Genomic DNA, 16,399 nt, shown 5'->3' with positions numbered 1-16,399 from the left:
GAACTTATTGAGTTTTTATCGTCCCATCATAACGGGCAGGTTACATAAATAACACATAGTTGGCCTGCCTTATCTTGTTCAGGCTTCGTTATAATCCGCCTATGAAAAAAAACAGCTCCTCTGCAAAACAGCCCAATAAAAAGCCCCAGAAAAAAAATGCCAGGAATGGACGCCGCCCCTGGTTCTGGAAATTGTTCCTGCGAGTGTCTGCCATCGGCTTAGTGCTGCTGGCTTGCTGGATGGTGTACCTTGACGCAGTCGTTACGTCCAGATTTGAGGGGCGACGCTTTGAAGTGCCTTCCCGGGTTTACGCACGCCCCCTGGAGCTCTACAGCGGTGCAGGTGTGAGTTCTGGGGCGCTGGAGCGGGAATTGACCCTCGCGGGATATCGCAAGGGGGACGGAGCAAAACCCGGTAGTTACCGGCGCAACGGGGGCCACTTTATTATTAGCACCCGCGGCTTTCGCTTTCCCGATGGTAATGAGCCCAGACGAACGCTTTCTTTGAATATATATGGCGATCGTATCCAGGGTTTCTCCGTATCCTCCGGTGATGACGCTGCAATCGTAAGGCTGGAGCCTGCGCGCATTGGTGGCATTTACCCCGCCCACAAGGAGGATCGCATACTGGTGCGCCTGGAAGAGGTCCCTGAGTTGCTGCCCCAGGCCCTGATGGCTGTGGAAGATCGCAATTTTTATAGCCACTTTGGAATCGCACCGGCCTCCATAGGCCGTGCCATGCTGGCAAACATGCGAGCGGGGCAAATCGTTCAGGGCGGCAGCACCCTCACGCAGCAGCTGGTTAAAAACTTTTTCCTTACCCGGGATCAGACACTGCTACGCAAGGGCAACGAAGCCTTGATGTCGATATTGCTCGAATGGCATTACGAGAAAGACGACATACTGGAAACCTATCTGAACGAAGTGTATTTGGGGCAGGCGGGCACCCGCAGCATCAACGGATTCGGGTTGGCCAGCCAGTTCTATTTTGGTGAGTCATTGAAAGATTTGGGCGTGCACCAGATAGCGCTACTAGTGGGCATGGTTAAAGGACCAAGCTATTACAACCCCCGTCGCCATCCGGAGCGAGCGACTCAGCGCCGCAATTTGGTTATCAGTGAGATGGAGGACGCCGGCCTGATTGATTCAGCAAAGGCGGCCCGTGCTCGCGGCCTGTCACTTGGCGTTAGTGCAAAACCGTCGTATTCAGAAAACCGCTACCCCGCGTATATCGATCTTGTTCGACGGCATCTGGCACGGGATTACAAAGAAGCAGATCTGCGCAGCGAAGGTCTCCGAATTTTTACCACCCTGAACCCGGCCATCCAGTATGCAGCCGAGTATGCCGTTACGGATACCTTGCCAAGGCTGGCCAGCGGAGATGTCGGCAAAGCCCTGGAAGCGACGCTGGTAGTCACCGCTAAGGATACCGGTGAAGTTCTGGCTCTGGTTGGCGGCAAAGATCCGCAGTTTGCCGGGTTTAACCGGGCTTTGGATGCTAACCGCCCCATAGGATCCCTGATCAAGCCGTTTACTTATCTGGCCGCGTTGGAGCAGCCGGATCGTTACACCCTGATGACGCCAGTGCTGGATAAATCCTTCACGCTTGAATTTGATGATGGACGGCGCTGGCAGCCGAAAAACTACAGTGGTGAAGAGCGTGGCGAAGTACCCCTGCATCGCGCACTCTCGAAGTCCTATAACTTGCCCGCCGTGCGTGTGGGCCTGGATGTTGGCGTTCCAGCTGTCATTAAAACCTTGCGTGCCTTTGGTGTGGTTACACCAATTTCTGAATATCCCTCTATGCTATTGGGCTCAGTGGCCATGAGCCCAGTCACGGTTGCCCAAATTTATCAGGGGTTGGCGACGTCTGGATTCAATACGCCGTTGCGCACGATTAGAGAAGTGACGGATTCTGCCGGCGGGGCACTTTCACGGTATAGCCTTGAGGTGGATCAGGTAGCGGACCCCGCGGCAGTGCACCTGCTGCAGTACGCAATGCAGGAAACCATGCAGGAAGGTACAGGGCGCTCGGCCTACTACTCGGTTTCCAAGGAGCTGACGCTGGCCGGGAAAACCGGTACAACCAGCGACGGCCGCGACTCCTGGTTTGCCGGCTTCAGTGGAGACTTGCTGGCGGTTGCCTGGGTTGGCCGGGACGATAACGGACCCACTGCGCTAACAGGCGCTACTGGTGCCTTGCCCGTATGGTCGCGGTTTATGGCACAAGTGCCGCAGCATGGGTTCTCCCCGGTAGTTCCCGATGGTGTCAGCTATCATTGGGTAAATCCTGAAAAGCAGGCGCTAACCGATGAGTATTGCGATAATGCGCGCCTTCTGCCGTTTATATCGGGTAGTGAGCCGACACAAAGGGTGTCGTGTTCTGGTACCCTTGAACGGAAAATTCGAGGCTGGTTTGAAGGGTTGTTCCAATGAGTAGGCAAGGCATTTTTTATGTGAGTATGTTGGCGGCATTTCTGAGCCTGGCGGGTTGTGCATCCGGCCCCGGAGGCTCCATTTACGTGCCTGCCGGGGGCACTGAACGAGCGCCGGAACCACCGCAGACGACTGAAGAAAAAGGCGAAACTCAAGTCTGGCGTAAAAGCGAGCAGACGGAAAGCCGAGAGCCAGAGCAGCAGCGCAGCAGCAAACCGAGTTATCAGGATGCCGGGGATGCACTTTCACCAGCAGCTCTCAGTCTGGTTCGCGAAGCGGACGGCCTGTTGAAAAGGGGCGATGCCCAGGGTGCAATTGTTCGGCTGGAGCGAGCGCAAAGAATCGCGCCGAGATCTGCAGAGGTCTACTTTAAGTTGTCGGAAGCCTATGTGGCCGGTAATAAATTTGGGCCTGCAGAGCAATTCACCTTGAAGGGGTTATCTCTGGCGGGAAACGATACCCGGATGCAGCGTGCAGGTTGGTTGTTGCTGGCTGATATCCGCAGGGCGCGGGGTAATTTGGCAGGGGCAAGCCAAGCTGAAGAGCGTGCGGCAGCCTTGTAGCTTAGCGTGGTGAATGACCCTGCCGGAAAGATTTTCTGGCAGGGCCGGATGTCGTTTAAAGGCCGGCGTTCTTCAACCGGTTTGCGTGTTGCTTGATGACAGCTTTCGGATCGGTTTCAAATAAGCTGTGCAGTCCTAATGCCTGGTTTACTTCATCCAGGTGATTCATGAAGTAGTTGTCGCGGATAATCTTGCCAAAATGGTTGCTGCAGCGCTCAACAAGGCCGTCATGCTGAGATGAGCCCATTGCCAGGCTGGTAACGCCGAGTAGGGCGTCGGAAGGGTCCAGAACGTTGGTGAGAACGCCAGTGCCACCCCAAGAGTAGAAGCGAACGCCGTTTGCGGAATGTGCGCCTTCACCGCAAGCGCTTGTTGGAAGGCCTGCAGGTGCAAAGCTGTTGAACTCTGCACTGCCTTGGGTTGTAAGAGATTGCAGGCTTGCTTCCATATTTTGATCGTATCCGCCGCCGGAGATCAGGTCTATAAGACCGCCAAGCGCGTTGCCCAACGTGTTTGCCAGACCGCTTGCTGGTGATCCTATGATCACATCAGCAACAGCGGAGCCTTTGTGAGGCGAGCCTATAGATGTGACCGAGGCCACCAGGTCAGGTCGTACCCGGGCTACGTAGCGGGCCGTAGGTCCGCCATGGCTATGGCCTACGAGGTTTACCTTGCCGTGCACGGCAGCAATAGATTCTACCTGTGACAGCAGTGCCTCGCCCCTGGCAATAGTGCTTTCCAGCGCCGGTACCTGCGTTGTATAAACATCCGCGCCATTTTTGCGGAGATCCTCTGCGATGCCATACCAGTAGTCCACGCCAATAATAGAGTTGAAGCCGAACATACCGTGCACCAATACTATGGGGTACTGAGTGCCAGCGTAATTGGCGGGCTTAGAGTTCCACCACCAGGCGGCGGAGGGGGCTGACCAGGCTATGGTCACAACCAGAGCGAGTGTTTTGATCCAGAGTTTCATGGTTTTTCCTACAGTTTGAGGTTGTGTTTGTTATTCAAACTGCGGCTCAACCTAACGGGTTGTTTCAGATACTTCGTGCCTGTGCCATAACGCATGGCGCAGAACCTCTGCTTGCTGACTTCCATGTTGTTGTTAGATGTTTGCCGTCAGAGCATCGCTACGGATACTTGGCCATAATTTGATCAATGCGGTTTTATAGTCAACGGCTAAAGGGGCAAAACTTCCAGGGAGGGGGTTATAGCGTGATGAGGGTCACAGATTGTCACGGCAGGACATCGTTTTGACGTCCTGCCGAGTGTCGGTGCGAAAGCAAATTACCTGATCTGAATCGACAGGTTTAGGCAGTTAAAGCGTTGCAAAAACCTTCTTGGCTGCAGCAATCGTATCGGCGATATCCTGATCCGACAGAGCGGCACTGGTGAAGCCAGCCTCAAATGCAGAAGGTGCAAGATAGATTCCTTCTTTAAGCATGCTTTGGAAAAATTTCTTGAAGCGTTCCACGTCGCAGGCCATTACTTGATTGAAGCTGGTAACGCTGGGTTCTTCAGTGAAGAAGAAGCCAAACATAGCGCCTGCGCCCTGAACTGCGAAAGGGATGCCTGCCGCATCTGCTGCAGCCTTCAGGCCATCCCGCAGTGCAACCGTTTTCTCGGTCAGACGATCGTGAAAACCTGGTTCAGAGATGGCGTTCAGGGTTGCCAAGCCGGCGCTCATGGCCAGTGGGTTGCCGCTCAGCGTGCCGGCCTGGTACACCGGGCCCAGAGGCGCAATATACTCCATGATTTCACGCTTTCCGCCAAAGGCGCCAACAGGCAGACCTCCGCCGATTACTTTGCCTAGCGCTGTCAGGTCCGGGGTTACCCCATACAGACCCTGTGCGCCGCCAAGTGATACGCGGAACCCGGACATCACTTCGTCAAATATCAGCACGGTGCCGTGCTCATCGCAGACTTCACGCAGGCACTCCAGAAAGCCCGGAATTGGAGGTATGCAGTTCATGTTGCCGGCAACCGGCTCCACGATAATGGCTGCAATCTCATCGCCCATTTCTTTAAAGGTCTTGCGAACACCTTCAATATCGTTGAAGTCGAGAGTCAGCGTGAGTTCAGCCAGGCAACTGGGAATGCCGGGCGAGTTGGGAACGCCCAGAGTTAGTGCGCCGGAGCCAGCTTTAACCAGCAGCGAGTCAACGTGCCCATGGTAGCAGCCTTCAAACTTGATGATTTTGTCGCGGCCGGTGAATCCGCGGGCCAGTCGAATGGCGCTCATAGTGGCCTCGGTGCCAGAGTTCACCATGCGCACCAGATCAATAGAGGGCACCAGTTCGCACACTTTCCGAGCCATATCGGTTTCGATAGACGTGGGCGCGCCATAGCCAACCCCAAGGTCTACCTGTGCGTGTAGGGCATCTTTGATGCGCTTGTCCGAGTGGCCAAGGATCATTGGGCCCCAGGATCCGATGTAGTCGATATAACGCTTACCGTCCTCATCAAAAAGGTAGGCGCCCTCAGCGTGTTTGAAAAAGATCGGGGTGCCGCCCACGCCACGGAATGCGCGAACCGGGGAGTTGACGCCGCCGGGAATGTATTTCTGTGCCTGTTCGAACAGGGTTTCGGAGTGTGTCATTTGTGGGAGCTCCTGTTATTTGGGAGTTAAAAATAGTGGGTGGTGGCTGGCAAACAGCCTCTGGAATATTTGTGCTTTCTGCATTGTGGCTTCGGGGCTGCCTCCGAAAAGTCCGCCAACAACCGCCAGCAGATCGGCGCCCGCCCGTATAAGGAGCTCGCCGTTTTCTGTAGTGATGCCACCAATGGCCGTCAATGGCCGCTTAAAACGTTTTGCTTCGGCCAATATGGCGGTTGGGGCGGGCGGGGCATCCGGTTTGGTTGATGAATTAAAAAACCGACCAAATGCCAGGTAATCAGCGCCGCCATTAGTGGCCGCCTCAGCCAGTTCAAGGTCGGCATGGCATGTAATGCCAATAATTGCGCCATCGCCAAGCAGGCGGCGGGCCTCTGCAGCCGAGCCATCTGTTTGGCCAAGGTGAACGCCCGCAGCGCCTATGCGCTTTGCCAGCTCGATATCATCGTTAATCAGCAGTGGGATGTCTGTAGTGGCGCATACGGATTGCAGACTTCTTGCTTGTGCCAGGCGTTCCGCCATGGGCGCAGACTTTTCCCGATACTGCACCATCACAGCGCCACCGAGAATGGCGGCTTCTACGGAGGCAGCCATGGTTTCTGAAGGAGTTAGTTGGCTGTCGGTAATGGCATAAAGCCCGATGGGTACACGCCGCTTCATCGCTCCCACAGAATGCCTCGATCCGGAACCGGTTGGCCTCTTCCTACCTCAAGAGCGTGCAAGATAGTGCGGTGCACGTAGTTCTGAGCCTGGGAAATTGCGGCCCGGGGTGACAGACCTAGCGCTCGCCCGGCAGCAATTGCGGCTGCCAGTGTGCAGCCTGTGCCATGGTATTCTCCGCCAATGCGCTCAACGTCCCACGATGTGGGTGTGGGTGAGTGGTTGTAAAGTGTATTGGTGATGTGAATGCCAGTGCCATGCCCGCCGGTTGCGAGCACCGAAGCACACCCTTTGCTGAGTAGTTTGCGTGCAGCCTCCGCAGGGTCATCGCACTCTCCCAGTAATGCCAATTCTATTCCATTGGGCGTGATCATCTCCGCCAGGGGGAATAGGCGTGCTTTCATGGAGGCAAGCAGTTCATCATCCGCCAGATCGCCACCGCCGGCTGCCTTGATTACCGGGTCGGTTATCACCGGGATACCCGGATGCTTCTCCAGAAATTCAACCAAAACATCCACAACCGCAGAGTTGCCCAATGCTCCGGTTTTTACTGCGTTTATGGGAACATCCTCGGCGATGCATTTGAGCTGCTCGCGGATCAGTTCCGGGTTGACGGCTTCAGCACCGTATACATTCCGGGTATCCTGAACCGTCAGGCAGGTGAGCACGGGCAGCGGGTGACATCCCAGTGATGTAATGGCCTGGATGTCTGCCTGGATGCCGGCGCCGCCGGAAGGGTCGAGGCCAGAAAGAACAAGTACTTGGGGGCGAGTGTGGTATTTGATTGCTAAAACTCCCTAGAACGGCTTAACAACAGCGAGAATAACAACAGCCAGCAAGATAAGCACCGGCAACTCATTGAACCAGCGATAAAATACATGGTTGCGAGTGTTGAGGTCGTCGCGGAACACCTTGACCAAGTGCCCGCAATAAAAGTGGTAAACGATCAACAATGCCACGAGCAGCAGCTTCACATGCAGCCAGCCCTGGCTGAAGTAACCCGCCACATTATAAGTAAGCAACCAGGTGCCAAAGATCACGGTGGCAATCATCGAGGGTGTGGTTATCCCCCGATAGAGTTTGCGCTCCATGATTTTGAAGCGCTCGCGCCCCGGCTCATCCTCACAGGCAGCGTGGTAGACAAACAACCTTGGAAGGTAGAACAGGCCAGCAAACCAGCACACCAGAGAAATTATATGAAAGGCTTTAACCCACAGCATTGATCAACTCCGTCGATATTGGTAATAACTTTCGATATCAGATTTAAGCACAACGCCGTAAACCCTTTGAATCATTGGTGCTACATGACGTTGCACATACAGCGCCTCTGCGCTGGTGTTCTCAAACTCGTGCATTGCCTCTTCGAGGGTGGCCTGATATTGAACCGGCGCAATATCGCGCCGATGTGCGGGGATGTCCATCAAGTCAATGGATTCGACAGGCTCGTTCGTCTCGTTTGATGCCGCCTCAGCTGAATCTTCCAGATAGCGGGCGAGGTCAACTGCTGGCAACAAGGCTGTGGGACCGTTCTTGCCATCAACGATCAGCCATTTAGGTTCCGCTTGCAGCGCCTTCCGGGCCTCTTCGGCAGTCAGGTTCCGGTTTATGCGCAGTATGCTCTTGTCCATGATTGCCGCCACAGATACCCGGCGCAAAGCCTGGATCACCGGTGAGTTTTGATAGCTCAAGCCCTGGCTTTTAAGCACGGTCAGGAAGAGGGATTTTTTCCCGAATGCCTCACTTGTGATAAGCGTGGCTGTGGTAATAACCAGCATGCCAGGGAGAATGATGTTGGGGTTTCGGGTTAGCTCCATCAGTGCCATGAGTGCGGCCAGGGGTGCCTGTAAAACTGCACCCATCATTGCGCCCATTCCGAGCATGGCATAAAAGCCGACCGATGAAGCGTGGCCAGGGAGTATGTCTCCACCGATGAGCCCCAATGCCCCGCCAAGCGCAGCGCCCATAACAAGCGTTGGGCCTATAATGCTGCTGGGCATACCCAGCCCGACGGTCAACGCGGTGATAACCAGTTTCGCAGCACCTACGCTGAGAAGTAGCCAGAGGCCGAGTTCGCCGTTCATGGTTTCGTTTACTGTGTCGTATCCAATGCCCATGGTTTGGGGAACCGCCACAGCGGTAACGGCCATGAGCATCCCGGCGATGATCACTCGCAATAAGATGGGGCGCTGATTGAATCGCCCCATGGCGTCGACCAGATGAATGAACAGCGCGGCGGAAACGCCGATAATAATAGCGATAACCAGAATCCAGGGTATCTCCAGAAACGAGTTCATGGTCAGCGCAGGTACGTTGAAGGCCGGCTCAGAACCATACACAAGCTGGGTGACTACCGCTGCGCTAACTGCTGCAAGAATAATGGGCGTAAACCCGGCAATGGTGTACTCCATCATCACCACTTCCATGGCAAAAATCACTCCGGCAATTGGAGTGTTGAACGAAGCAGATATGGCAGCAGCGCAGCCGCATGCTACCAAGGTGCGTATGCTGTTGTTGGGTAGCCGCATCCATTGCCCCATCAGGCTTGAGAATGCAGCGCCCAAATGAACCGCGGGGCCTTCACGGCCAGCGGATTGGCCGGTGATTACTGTGCCCACGCCCACAATGAACTGAATAATGGCGCTCCGTGCGGTGATGTAACCCTGGTGGTAATTCAGGCGTTCCATCACATGGACGACACCGACCTTTCGGTCGTGAGTGGCAAGGCGATGCAAAAACAGGCCAATGCCGAGCGCACCTGCAAGTGGCAGTACGCCGCGGGTGATTAGATCGAGGCTTTCAAAGGCTTCGGAGCCTTCTCCCGGCAGGAAATACTCCAGTGGCCACTCGATGGCCAAGCGGAAGACCAGAATCACGGCGCCAGTAACCAGCCCGGATAGCAGGCCGAGAATAGCCAGTTGTGGCAAAGAATCCACACCGGACATACTGCGTGTGAAAACAGAGGTTATTCTTTCGCTAATCCGATGCCAGACTTTATTCATGGGTGCCGGTGTTCCGGTACAAGAGAGTGGCCTTCCAGAGGGTTTCTGACATCATTGTAACTGTCACCCTGCAGGCTGCAATGAGTCGTTGGTTTATCATGATAGACTAAGGCGTTAAGCTACAGGAACAGACTCCTCTAAATCCTTATCCAACGTCGCTGGAGAGCAAGTTGATAAAAGTAGGCATTGTGGGCGGCACCGGCTACACCGGCGTCGAACTCCTCAGAATTCTCGCTGTTCATCCGGAAGTAACGGTAAGCTGCATAACCTCAAGATCTGAGGCCGGAGTGCCGGTATCCGATATGTACCCAAATCTCCGTGGGCACTTTGATCTGGCTTATTCAGAGCCGGACTCCAGTGTTCTCGCCGCCTGTGATCTGGTGTTTTTCGCAACACCACACGGCGTTGCCATGGATCTGATTCCGGAATTGATGGCGGCGGGCGTACGGGTTGTTGACCTGTCGGCAGACTTCCGACTCAAGGATCTGAAGGTCTGGTCCCAGTGGTATGGCTTGCCCCATGAATCACCGGAGTGGGTTGAAAAGGCTGTTTACGGGTTGCCAGAAGTCGCGCGCGCTGAAATTGCCAAAGCACAACTGGTTGCCAACCCCGGGTGCTACCCGACAGCGGTTCAGCTGGGCTTCCTCCCACTGCTAGAGAATGGGTTGGTTGACCCGTCACGGTTGATTGCAGATGCCAAATCCGGTGCCAGCGGCGGTGGCCGGCAGGGCAAAATCGCCATGTTGCATGGTGAAGTTAGCGAAAGTTTCAAAGCCTATGGGGCGTCAGGTCATCGTCACTTGCCGGAGATTCGACAGGGCTTGTCTGCTGCGGCGGGCGCTGAAACCGGTGTGACATTTGTGCCCCATCTTGTTCCGATGATTCGCGGCATAGAAGCAACGCTCTATGCAGAACTGAAGAACCCGGCTGATTTTGACCGTTTACAGGCACTGTTCGAGGAGCGTTATCGTGACGAGCCGTTTGTAGACGTGATGCCGTTCGGTAGTCATCCGGAGACCCGCAGTGTGCGGGGCGCAAACTTGTGTCGTATGGCACTGCATCGCCAGGAACAGAGCAACATTGTGATCATCTCGTCTGTGATTGATAACCTGGTGAAGGGCGCGGCCGGCCAAGCTGTCCAGAACATGAACATCATGTTTGGGCTCAAAGAAACGCTGGGCCTTGAAGCACCTGCGCTACTGCCGTGAGGAACGCCAGTGAGCGAACAACGAAAACCCTCTGAGGAATATGTTGTTATCCGCCATCGGCCGGGATACCGGCTGAAGCGGGTGCTGATCATGATCGTATTGACAGTGATTGCTGGCGCTGGCGGGTATGCAGCCGGGTTGGCTCAGGGAGGCTTTCGGTCCACAGGGGTCGAGGCCTCCAACGAGCGACTGGAGGACAAGCTTGCAACGCTGGAAACCAACTATCGCGATGCTCGTCAGCGTTTGGTTAATCTCGAGCGTGGCAAACTCATCGATGAGCAGGCGCTGAATCAGGCCCGGAACATTATTGTGGAATTGGAAACCCGGGTAGGCTCGCTTAAATCGGATCTCACGTTCTATAAAAATATCATGGCGCCCTCAGAAACCAGCAAGGGGTTGCAGGTCGATCGGTTTTCACTGGCCAACGATCGTCATCCGGGAGTTTATAATTTCAAACTCGTACTGACGCAGGTTGGTAACAACAAGAGCTATATTTCAGGCGTTGTGGCCGTCAATATAATTGGCATGCGAGGTGAGGAGAAAGAAGTTATTGCGTTGCGAGACCTGTCAGAGGAAATAGTAGATCTTGGCGTGAAATTCCGTTTTCGGTATTTCCAGGATGTGGAAGGTAAACTTACATTGCCAGACGGTTTTGAGCCACTTGAAGTGCAAGTGGTTGCTCAGGCTGAAGGACGAAAATCCTCGCAGGCCGAGCGAACATTCGGTTGGGGCGATTTAACGGAGAACTAGAAATGTTTGGCAAGAAAAAGGTAAAGCCCCGTCGGGCCACGGGCAACTTTGACACACTGATTTCTTCGCGTACCACCATAGAAGGGGATGTGCGTTTTTCTGGCGGCTTGCATGTTGATGGGCATATCAGGGGCAAAGTGCTGGCTGAAGAGGGAAGTGATGCGGTACTGAGAGTTTCAGAAGTAGGTGAGGTGACCGGCGACATATCCGCCCCGCATGTAGTCATTAACGGCACAGTTCACGGTGACGTGTATGCGTCTGCGCATCTGGAACTTGCTGAAAAGGCCGCTATTAACGGCAGCGTTTACTACAATCTCATCCAGATGGCGATGGGGGCATCGGTAAACGGCAATCTCGTTCACCAGCGTGAGCCGTCTGGGCTGCTGACTCAGGATAAGGTGTCGCGGCCGGAGGTTGATCGCAATCATTCTGTCGAAAGCGCTGACGAGTCTTCCGATGAAGATGGTGGTAAGTCCGAATAGTTGATTGTTTTACTCAGGAATACCATAATCAATGCAGTTGTATCAGGTAATCCGGAGGCAAGCTTGAGTGTAGTCCAGCAGCAAATGGCCGCACCGCTGTTTTTCAGCGATAGTGCGGTCAACAAAGTACGAGAACTGGTTGATGAGGAAGGCAACTCCGACCTCAGGCTGCGCGTGTTTGTTACCGGCGGTGGATGTTCGGGGTTTCAGTACGGGTTCTCGTTTGATGAAACTCAGGATGAGGAAGATACCGTAATTGAGCGGGATGGAGCTGTACTGCTGGTAGACCCTATGAGTTACCAGTACCTTGTGGGCGCCACCGTAGATTACCAGGAAGGCTTGCAGGGCTCTCAGTTTGTGGTACAGAACCCTAACGCCAGCTCTACCTGTGGTTGTGGTAGCTCGTTTACAATTTGAGGTTGTGTGAGTGTTAATGCCCGGCAGCGATTGCTTGCGTTATGCCGGGTAAATTGCCCCAAGAATTCGCGGACCTTTAGCTCCGGTTACCTCTGGCAAGTTCCCTGGTTTGTGCTCCATCGTTTGCTGTGCCAGCCATGCAAAAGCGGTAGGCTCTACCCACTGCGGATCAAGGCCGAGTTCAGCGGTGCTGTGCACGCGAATAGGGCTAAGTCCCTGAGAAATTTCCTTCATAAGCAATCTATTCCGAGTACCCCCGCCACAAGCGTAAACGATCATAGCCGGTGACTGAGGCATTTGTCGGATCGCTGTGATCACGGTCAGTTGCAGTAGTGTGCGCTGAACGTCTTCTGGCTGAACATCTTCGTGCCGCTTCACCAGCGTTTTAACCCATTCAAGATTAAACTTTTCTTTGCCGGTGCTCTTGGGGGGCGGTCGCTCAAAGTAAGCATCCGTGAGCATGTCACTCAGCAGTGCTTGGTCAACTATGCCTTCCATAGCCCAGTGGCCGTCTTCATCGTAAAGGCGTCCGGTTTGATCTTGGCACCATGCATCCATCAGAGCATTTGCAGGCCCCGTGTCGAAGCCTGTTACCGGGCTGTGTCGAGCTGATGGAATCCAGGTTATGTTGGCGATGCCGCCGAGATTGAGGATGCATCTGTCTTCTGTTTCCGAACCGAAAAAATGCTGATGAAAGGCTGGAACCAGAGGAGCGCCTTGCCCGCCAGCGGCCATGTCACGGCTGCGGAAATCTCCCACTGTCGTAACGCAGGTTTTCTCCGCAATGATTGACGGGTTGCCGATCTGGAGTGAGAAACGGCCGGGCCCGGAAGGTTGGTGCCTCAGGGTTTGTCCGTGGCTTCCAATTGCACGAATTGACGATCTGTCTACCCCGGACTTGCAGATCAGGGCTTCCGCGGTGTTTGCGAAAAGTGTGCCGACCAGTGTATCGAGTTCGCCCACTTCGTCTGGTGTAGCTTGATTCTGGCTAGCCAGTACCAGGCGCTTGCGCAGGTCTTCAGGATAAGGAGAGGAGTGCGTGGCGTGAGTGCGGACAGATTTGCCCTGGAAGGACACCAGCACGGCATCTATGCCATCCATGCTGGTGCCGGACATGAGCCCGATCCAGGTGTCCATAATAACTCAGTTGTCCGAGGCCAAAGCCAGGTGCTGGTAGTTTGTCCGGAAGGCTTCAAACTGTGCAACTTGCTGTTGCGTATGCTTTTTGAATCGTGCCATTTCAGTCGCCGGAATTGGCTGTGCATCAGGCAATTTTACGGTTCTGGAGTTGCGCGGCGAGCCGTTTACGCGGAATTCATAGTGCAAGTGTGGCCCGGTTACCATGCCGGAGGAGCCAACGTAGCCTATAGTTTGGCCTTGCTTGACACGGGCGCCGTTTTTCATGCCTTTAGCTAATCGGCTCATGTGTGCATACAGCGTGGTGATGTTGTCACCGTGCTTTAAAACAATTGTACGGCCATAGCCGCCTTTCCAGCCGGAAAACTGAACTCTACCATTACCCGCAGCTTTGATTGGTGATCCTGGAGGTGCGGCGTAATCTGTTCCTTCATGAGGGCGCACTACATCCAGTACAGGGTGGCGGCGCTGTAGGTTAAATGACGAGGAAATTCGCGCGTCGATAGGTGTGCGCAAGAAAGCCTTGCGCATGCTTTTACCGTCGGGTGTGTAGTAGTCGCTATCGCCATTGCTGTCTGTATAAAGGAGGGCAACGTTTTCTTCGCCACGGTTTACGAAGCGAGCAGACAGAATGCGGCCGGTGCTGAACTTCTCACCATCGAGATAGAGCTCTTCATAGACAACTTCAAACTGGTCGCCCTTGCGAACGTCGTAAACAAAGTCGATATCCCAGCCAAATATGCCAGAAAGCTCCATGGTTAGGCGATCGTTTAGCCCTGCTTCGCGCGCGGCGAAGTATAGTGAGCCATCGATGGTGCCCGAAGCAAATGCAGGCTTGGGCTCAGGCTCACGGACTTCCGTTTTGCCTGTAAACGTCCCTTCGTGTATGTCAATCTTCAGTGTTTCTAAACGGCTGCGCTGGAGTTCAACTGCTGCAAGCTCGCCGTCGCTGTCAATGGCGAAGCGGATCGTTTCGCCAGCGTAAAGGCGTTGCAGCTTATCTGCTTCACCTTCGCCATGAATTACGGAGAGCATGGTGCCGTCATTGAATCCCGCTTTCTTAAAAAGGGAAGATAGTGTGTCGCCTGATCTAATATCGAATGTTTGCCAGGTATGGCGGGGTGTAACTTCTGCGGTTGCAGACTCTGGAGGCTCCGGAGTAATAACGGCAGGCTGATCTGCAGCAACGGGCTCGGCAGCGGTGGAGCGCTTCTGTTGCGGCTTTTGGGCGATAATTGCTGACGCCTTACCCTGCTCCAAATCGAGGGTGTATGACATCCGTTTGGCCTCAACGTCGGCGCTGGGGCTCATCAAAATTGCGGCAGATACTACAACGGTTGCAGCAGCGGCGATGGTAATATGGGTTTTTGGAAACATTTTCAGCAAGTGTCGCATCCGTTTCAATCCGTATTCCGGCAGCTTGTGCCATCTAGTTAAAGCTGTTGTTCAAGTGTAGGCCAACAGATTACCGTATAAAAAGCGCGTGGAACAGCGTAGAACATTACGGTTGTTGCGCTGCGGGCCGGATTTCTTGCGGTGCCATTGATATAATGCGGCCGCCCGAAATGCCCGATATTGTTTAAAAACTGAGCGCTTACACTTTAGCAGGGCGCCAGGTAACTCACAGAGTTCTTTTGTTGAAGTCTGTAACTGATATTTTTTGTGAAACCGATTGGGGATAAAAGATTCATGGCATCTATTGATGAAGCGCTGGCGATTATCAAGCGAGGCGTAGACGAACTAATACCGGAAGATGATCTGGTTGCGAAGTTAAAAGAAGGTCGCCCTTTGCGTATTAAGGCAGGTTTCGACCCTACGGCCCCCGATCTCCATCTCGGTCATACCGTGCTGATTAATAAACTGCGCCAGTTTCAGGATCTCGGGCATGAGGTGATTTTCCTTATAGGAGACTTCACCGGAAAGATCGGTGACCCCTCGGGTAAAAGTGCTACCCGGCCTCCGTTAACCGATGAGCAGGTCGCGCAAAACGCGATTACCTATAAAGAGCAGGTGTTCAAGATTCTGGATCCGAACAAAACCCGGGTGGTCTTCAACTCTGAGTGGATGAGCAAGCTGGCTGCAACCGACATGATCCAGTTAGCGGGTCAGTATACTGTTGCTCGAATGTTGGAGCGTGACGACTTCACAAAGCGCTATCGCTCTGAACAGCCGATTGCCATACACGAGTTTCTCTACCCGCTAATACAGGGTTACGACTCGGTTGCGCTGGAAGCGGATGTTGAGTGCGGTGGTACGGATCAGAAGTTTAATCTTCTGATGGGGCGTATCTTGCAAAAACACTACGGTCAGGCTCCGCAAGCTGTCCTGACTATGCCCATACTGGAGGGTTTGGATGGTGTTCAGAAGATGTCCAAGTCTTTGGGCAACTATATAGGTGTAAACGACGCGCCAGGTGAGATGTACACCAAGCTGCTATCCGTACCTGATGAGTTGCTATGGCGTTACTTTGAGCTTTTGAGTTTTCGACCCCTTGCGGAAGTGGTGGAGTTTCAGAGCGCTGTAGAGGCGGGGGCTAATCCCCAGGACTATAAGAAACTGTTGGCGGAAGAGATTATTACCCGCTTCCACAACGAAGAAGCTGCAAGTACAGCCCATAAGTCTGCAGGTAATCGTGTTGCGCTGGGGGATATCCCTGAAAACGTACCTTTAGTAGAGGTTTCATTGGAGGGGCAGGCCGAAATCCCCATGCCATCCGTTTTGCGTTTGTCTGGGCTTGTAAAGAATGGAGCTGCTGCTCGAGATGTACTGGGGCGCGGTGCTGTTTTTGTTGATGGCCAGAAATTTGAGGGCGATCGAGCCTTTGTAGAGGGTGACAGTTGTGTGATCCAGGCGGGAAAGAAGAAGATTGCCCGCATTTTGATCACGGCTTGATCGATTTTCGGCTATTTTGAGATTATTTCAAAATGGCCGTTGACAGATCTGCGTGTGTCTGTAGAATGCGCATCTCCTTCGAGGGACACACCGCTGAGACGGGGTGGATTGAGAAGGGCAACTGTTTGAAAGTATTAAAGAAAACGAGTTTGAAGATTCTTTAATTAAACGGTTGACAAGGCGGCGAGACGATGTAGAATACGCCACCTTGATTGAGCAACGGCTCAAACGCTCTTTAA

Annotated in this window: 15 protein-coding genes; 7 read left to right on the top strand and 8 right to left on the bottom strand. The window is 53.9% G+C overall.

Annotation, left to right across the window (positions count from 1 at the left end; genetic code table 11):
• Positions 1-101 precede the first annotated feature (101 nt).
• Both mrcB and Q0824_RS15435 read left to right on the top strand, forming a co-directional pair.
• Positions 102-2,435 (top strand): penicillin-binding protein 1B, encoded by a 2,334-nt coding sequence (gene mrcB / locus Q0824_RS15440; protein ID WP_366521680.1) that lies wholly within the window; start codon positions 102-104, stop codon positions 2,433-2,435.
• Positions 2,432-2,998: a tetratricopeptide repeat protein gene (locus Q0824_RS15435; RefSeq protein ID WP_298452712.1), complete on the top strand. Its 567-nt coding sequence runs from the start codon at positions 2,432-2,434 to the stop codon at positions 2,996-2,998. Before mrcB ends, Q0824_RS15435 begins: the two co-directional genes overlap by 4 nt.
• Before the next feature lie 55 nt (positions 2,999-3,053).
• On the opposite strand, the gene Q0824_RS15430 is transcribed toward Q0824_RS15435, so the two are convergent.
• From Q0824_RS15430 to Q0824_RS15405, 6 genes are all read right to left on the bottom strand, one after another.
• Positions 3,054-3,974, bottom strand: a complete 921-nt coding sequence (locus Q0824_RS15430) for a triacylglycerol lipase (RefSeq protein WP_298452710.1) — start codon at positions 3,972-3,974, stop codon at positions 3,054-3,056.
• A gap of 345 nt (positions 3,975-4,319) precedes the next feature.
• Positions 4,320-5,600 carry a glutamate-1-semialdehyde 2,1-aminomutase gene (gene hemL, locus Q0824_RS15425; protein ID WP_298452707.1) on the bottom strand — a complete coding sequence of 427 codons (1,281 nt, stop codon included), beginning with the start codon at positions 5,598-5,600 and terminating at the stop codon, positions 4,320-4,322.
• Positions 5,601-5,615: 15 nt separating this feature from the next.
• On the bottom strand, positions 5,616-6,284 hold the full coding sequence (gene thiE / locus Q0824_RS15420) for a thiamine phosphate synthase (protein WP_298452702.1): 669 nt from the start codon (positions 6,282-6,284) through the stop codon (positions 5,616-5,618).
• Positions 6,272-7,060: a hydroxymethylpyrimidine/phosphomethylpyrimidine kinase gene (locus Q0824_RS15415; RefSeq protein WP_366521684.1), complete on the bottom strand. Its 789-nt coding sequence runs from the start codon at positions 7,058-7,060 to the stop codon at positions 6,272-6,274. The genes thiE and Q0824_RS15415 overlap by 13 nt, the downstream gene beginning before the upstream one ends.
• 12 nt (positions 7,061-7,072) lie before the next feature.
• Complete coding sequence (hemJ, locus tag Q0824_RS15410) at positions 7,073-7,495, bottom strand: protoporphyrinogen oxidase HemJ (protein ID WP_298452699.1); 423 nt, start codon at positions 7,493-7,495, stop codon at positions 7,073-7,075.
• A gap of 3 nt (positions 7,496-7,498) precedes the next feature.
• Positions 7,499-9,274, bottom strand: a complete 1,776-nt coding sequence (locus tag Q0824_RS15405; protein WP_298452696.1) for a chloride channel protein — start codon at positions 9,272-9,274, stop codon at positions 7,499-7,501.
• Between the two features lie 170 nt (positions 9,275-9,444).
• Between Q0824_RS15405 and argC the strand changes: the two genes are divergently transcribed.
• The 4 genes from argC (at position 9,445) to erpA (ending at position 12,131) form a co-directional block, all read left to right on the top strand.
• Positions 9,445-10,482, top strand: a complete 1,038-nt coding sequence (argC, locus tag Q0824_RS15400) for an N-acetyl-gamma-glutamyl-phosphate reductase (RefSeq protein WP_298452694.1) — start codon at positions 9,445-9,447, stop codon at positions 10,480-10,482.
• A 9-nt stretch (positions 10,483-10,491) separates the two neighbouring features.
• Positions 10,492-11,232 carry a DUF6776 family protein gene (locus tag Q0824_RS15395; RefSeq protein ID WP_298452691.1) on the top strand — a complete coding sequence of 247 codons (741 nt, stop codon included), beginning with the start codon at positions 10,492-10,494 and terminating at the stop codon, positions 11,230-11,232.
• A gap of 2 nt (positions 11,233-11,234) precedes the next feature.
• The gene (locus Q0824_RS15390; protein WP_298452688.1) at positions 11,235-11,714 is read left to right on the top strand and encodes a polymer-forming cytoskeletal protein; all 480 of its coding nucleotides are present in this window, start codon (positions 11,235-11,237) and stop codon (positions 11,712-11,714) included.
• 84 nt (positions 11,715-11,798) lie between these two features.
• Positions 11,799-12,131 carry an iron-sulfur cluster insertion protein ErpA gene (erpA, locus tag Q0824_RS15385; protein ID WP_298453167.1) on the top strand — a complete coding sequence of 111 codons (333 nt, stop codon included), beginning with the start codon at positions 11,799-11,801 and terminating at the stop codon, positions 12,129-12,131.
• Between the two features lie 39 nt (positions 12,132-12,170).
• Here erpA and Q0824_RS15380 read toward each other — a convergent pair whose 3' ends face one another.
• Together Q0824_RS15380 and Q0824_RS15375 are read right to left on the bottom strand one after the other, a co-directional pair.
• Positions 12,171-13,268 carry an anhydro-N-acetylmuramic acid kinase gene (locus tag Q0824_RS15380; protein ID WP_298452685.1) on the bottom strand — a complete coding sequence of 366 codons (1,098 nt, stop codon included), beginning with the start codon at positions 13,266-13,268 and terminating at the stop codon, positions 12,171-12,173.
• Between the two features lie 6 nt (positions 13,269-13,274).
• Positions 13,275-14,654, bottom strand: coding sequence for a peptidoglycan DD-metalloendopeptidase family protein (locus tag Q0824_RS15375; RefSeq protein WP_298453165.1), 1,380 nt, complete (start codon positions 14,652-14,654; stop codon positions 13,275-13,277).
• Between the two features lie 303 nt (positions 14,655-14,957).
• On the opposite strand from Q0824_RS15375, the gene tyrS reads away from it, so the two are divergent.
• Complete coding sequence (tyrS, locus tag Q0824_RS15370; RefSeq protein WP_298452683.1) at positions 14,958-16,160, top strand: tyrosine--tRNA ligase; 1,203 nt, start codon at positions 14,958-14,960, stop codon at positions 16,158-16,160.
• Positions 16,161-16,399 lie beyond the last annotated feature (239 nt).

This window comes from uncultured Marinobacter sp., assembly GCF_947488835.1.
Lineage (GTDB): Bacteria > Pseudomonadota > Gammaproteobacteria > Pseudomonadales > Oleiphilaceae > Marinobacter.
This window is presented reverse-complemented; position numbering and strand designations above follow the sequence as displayed.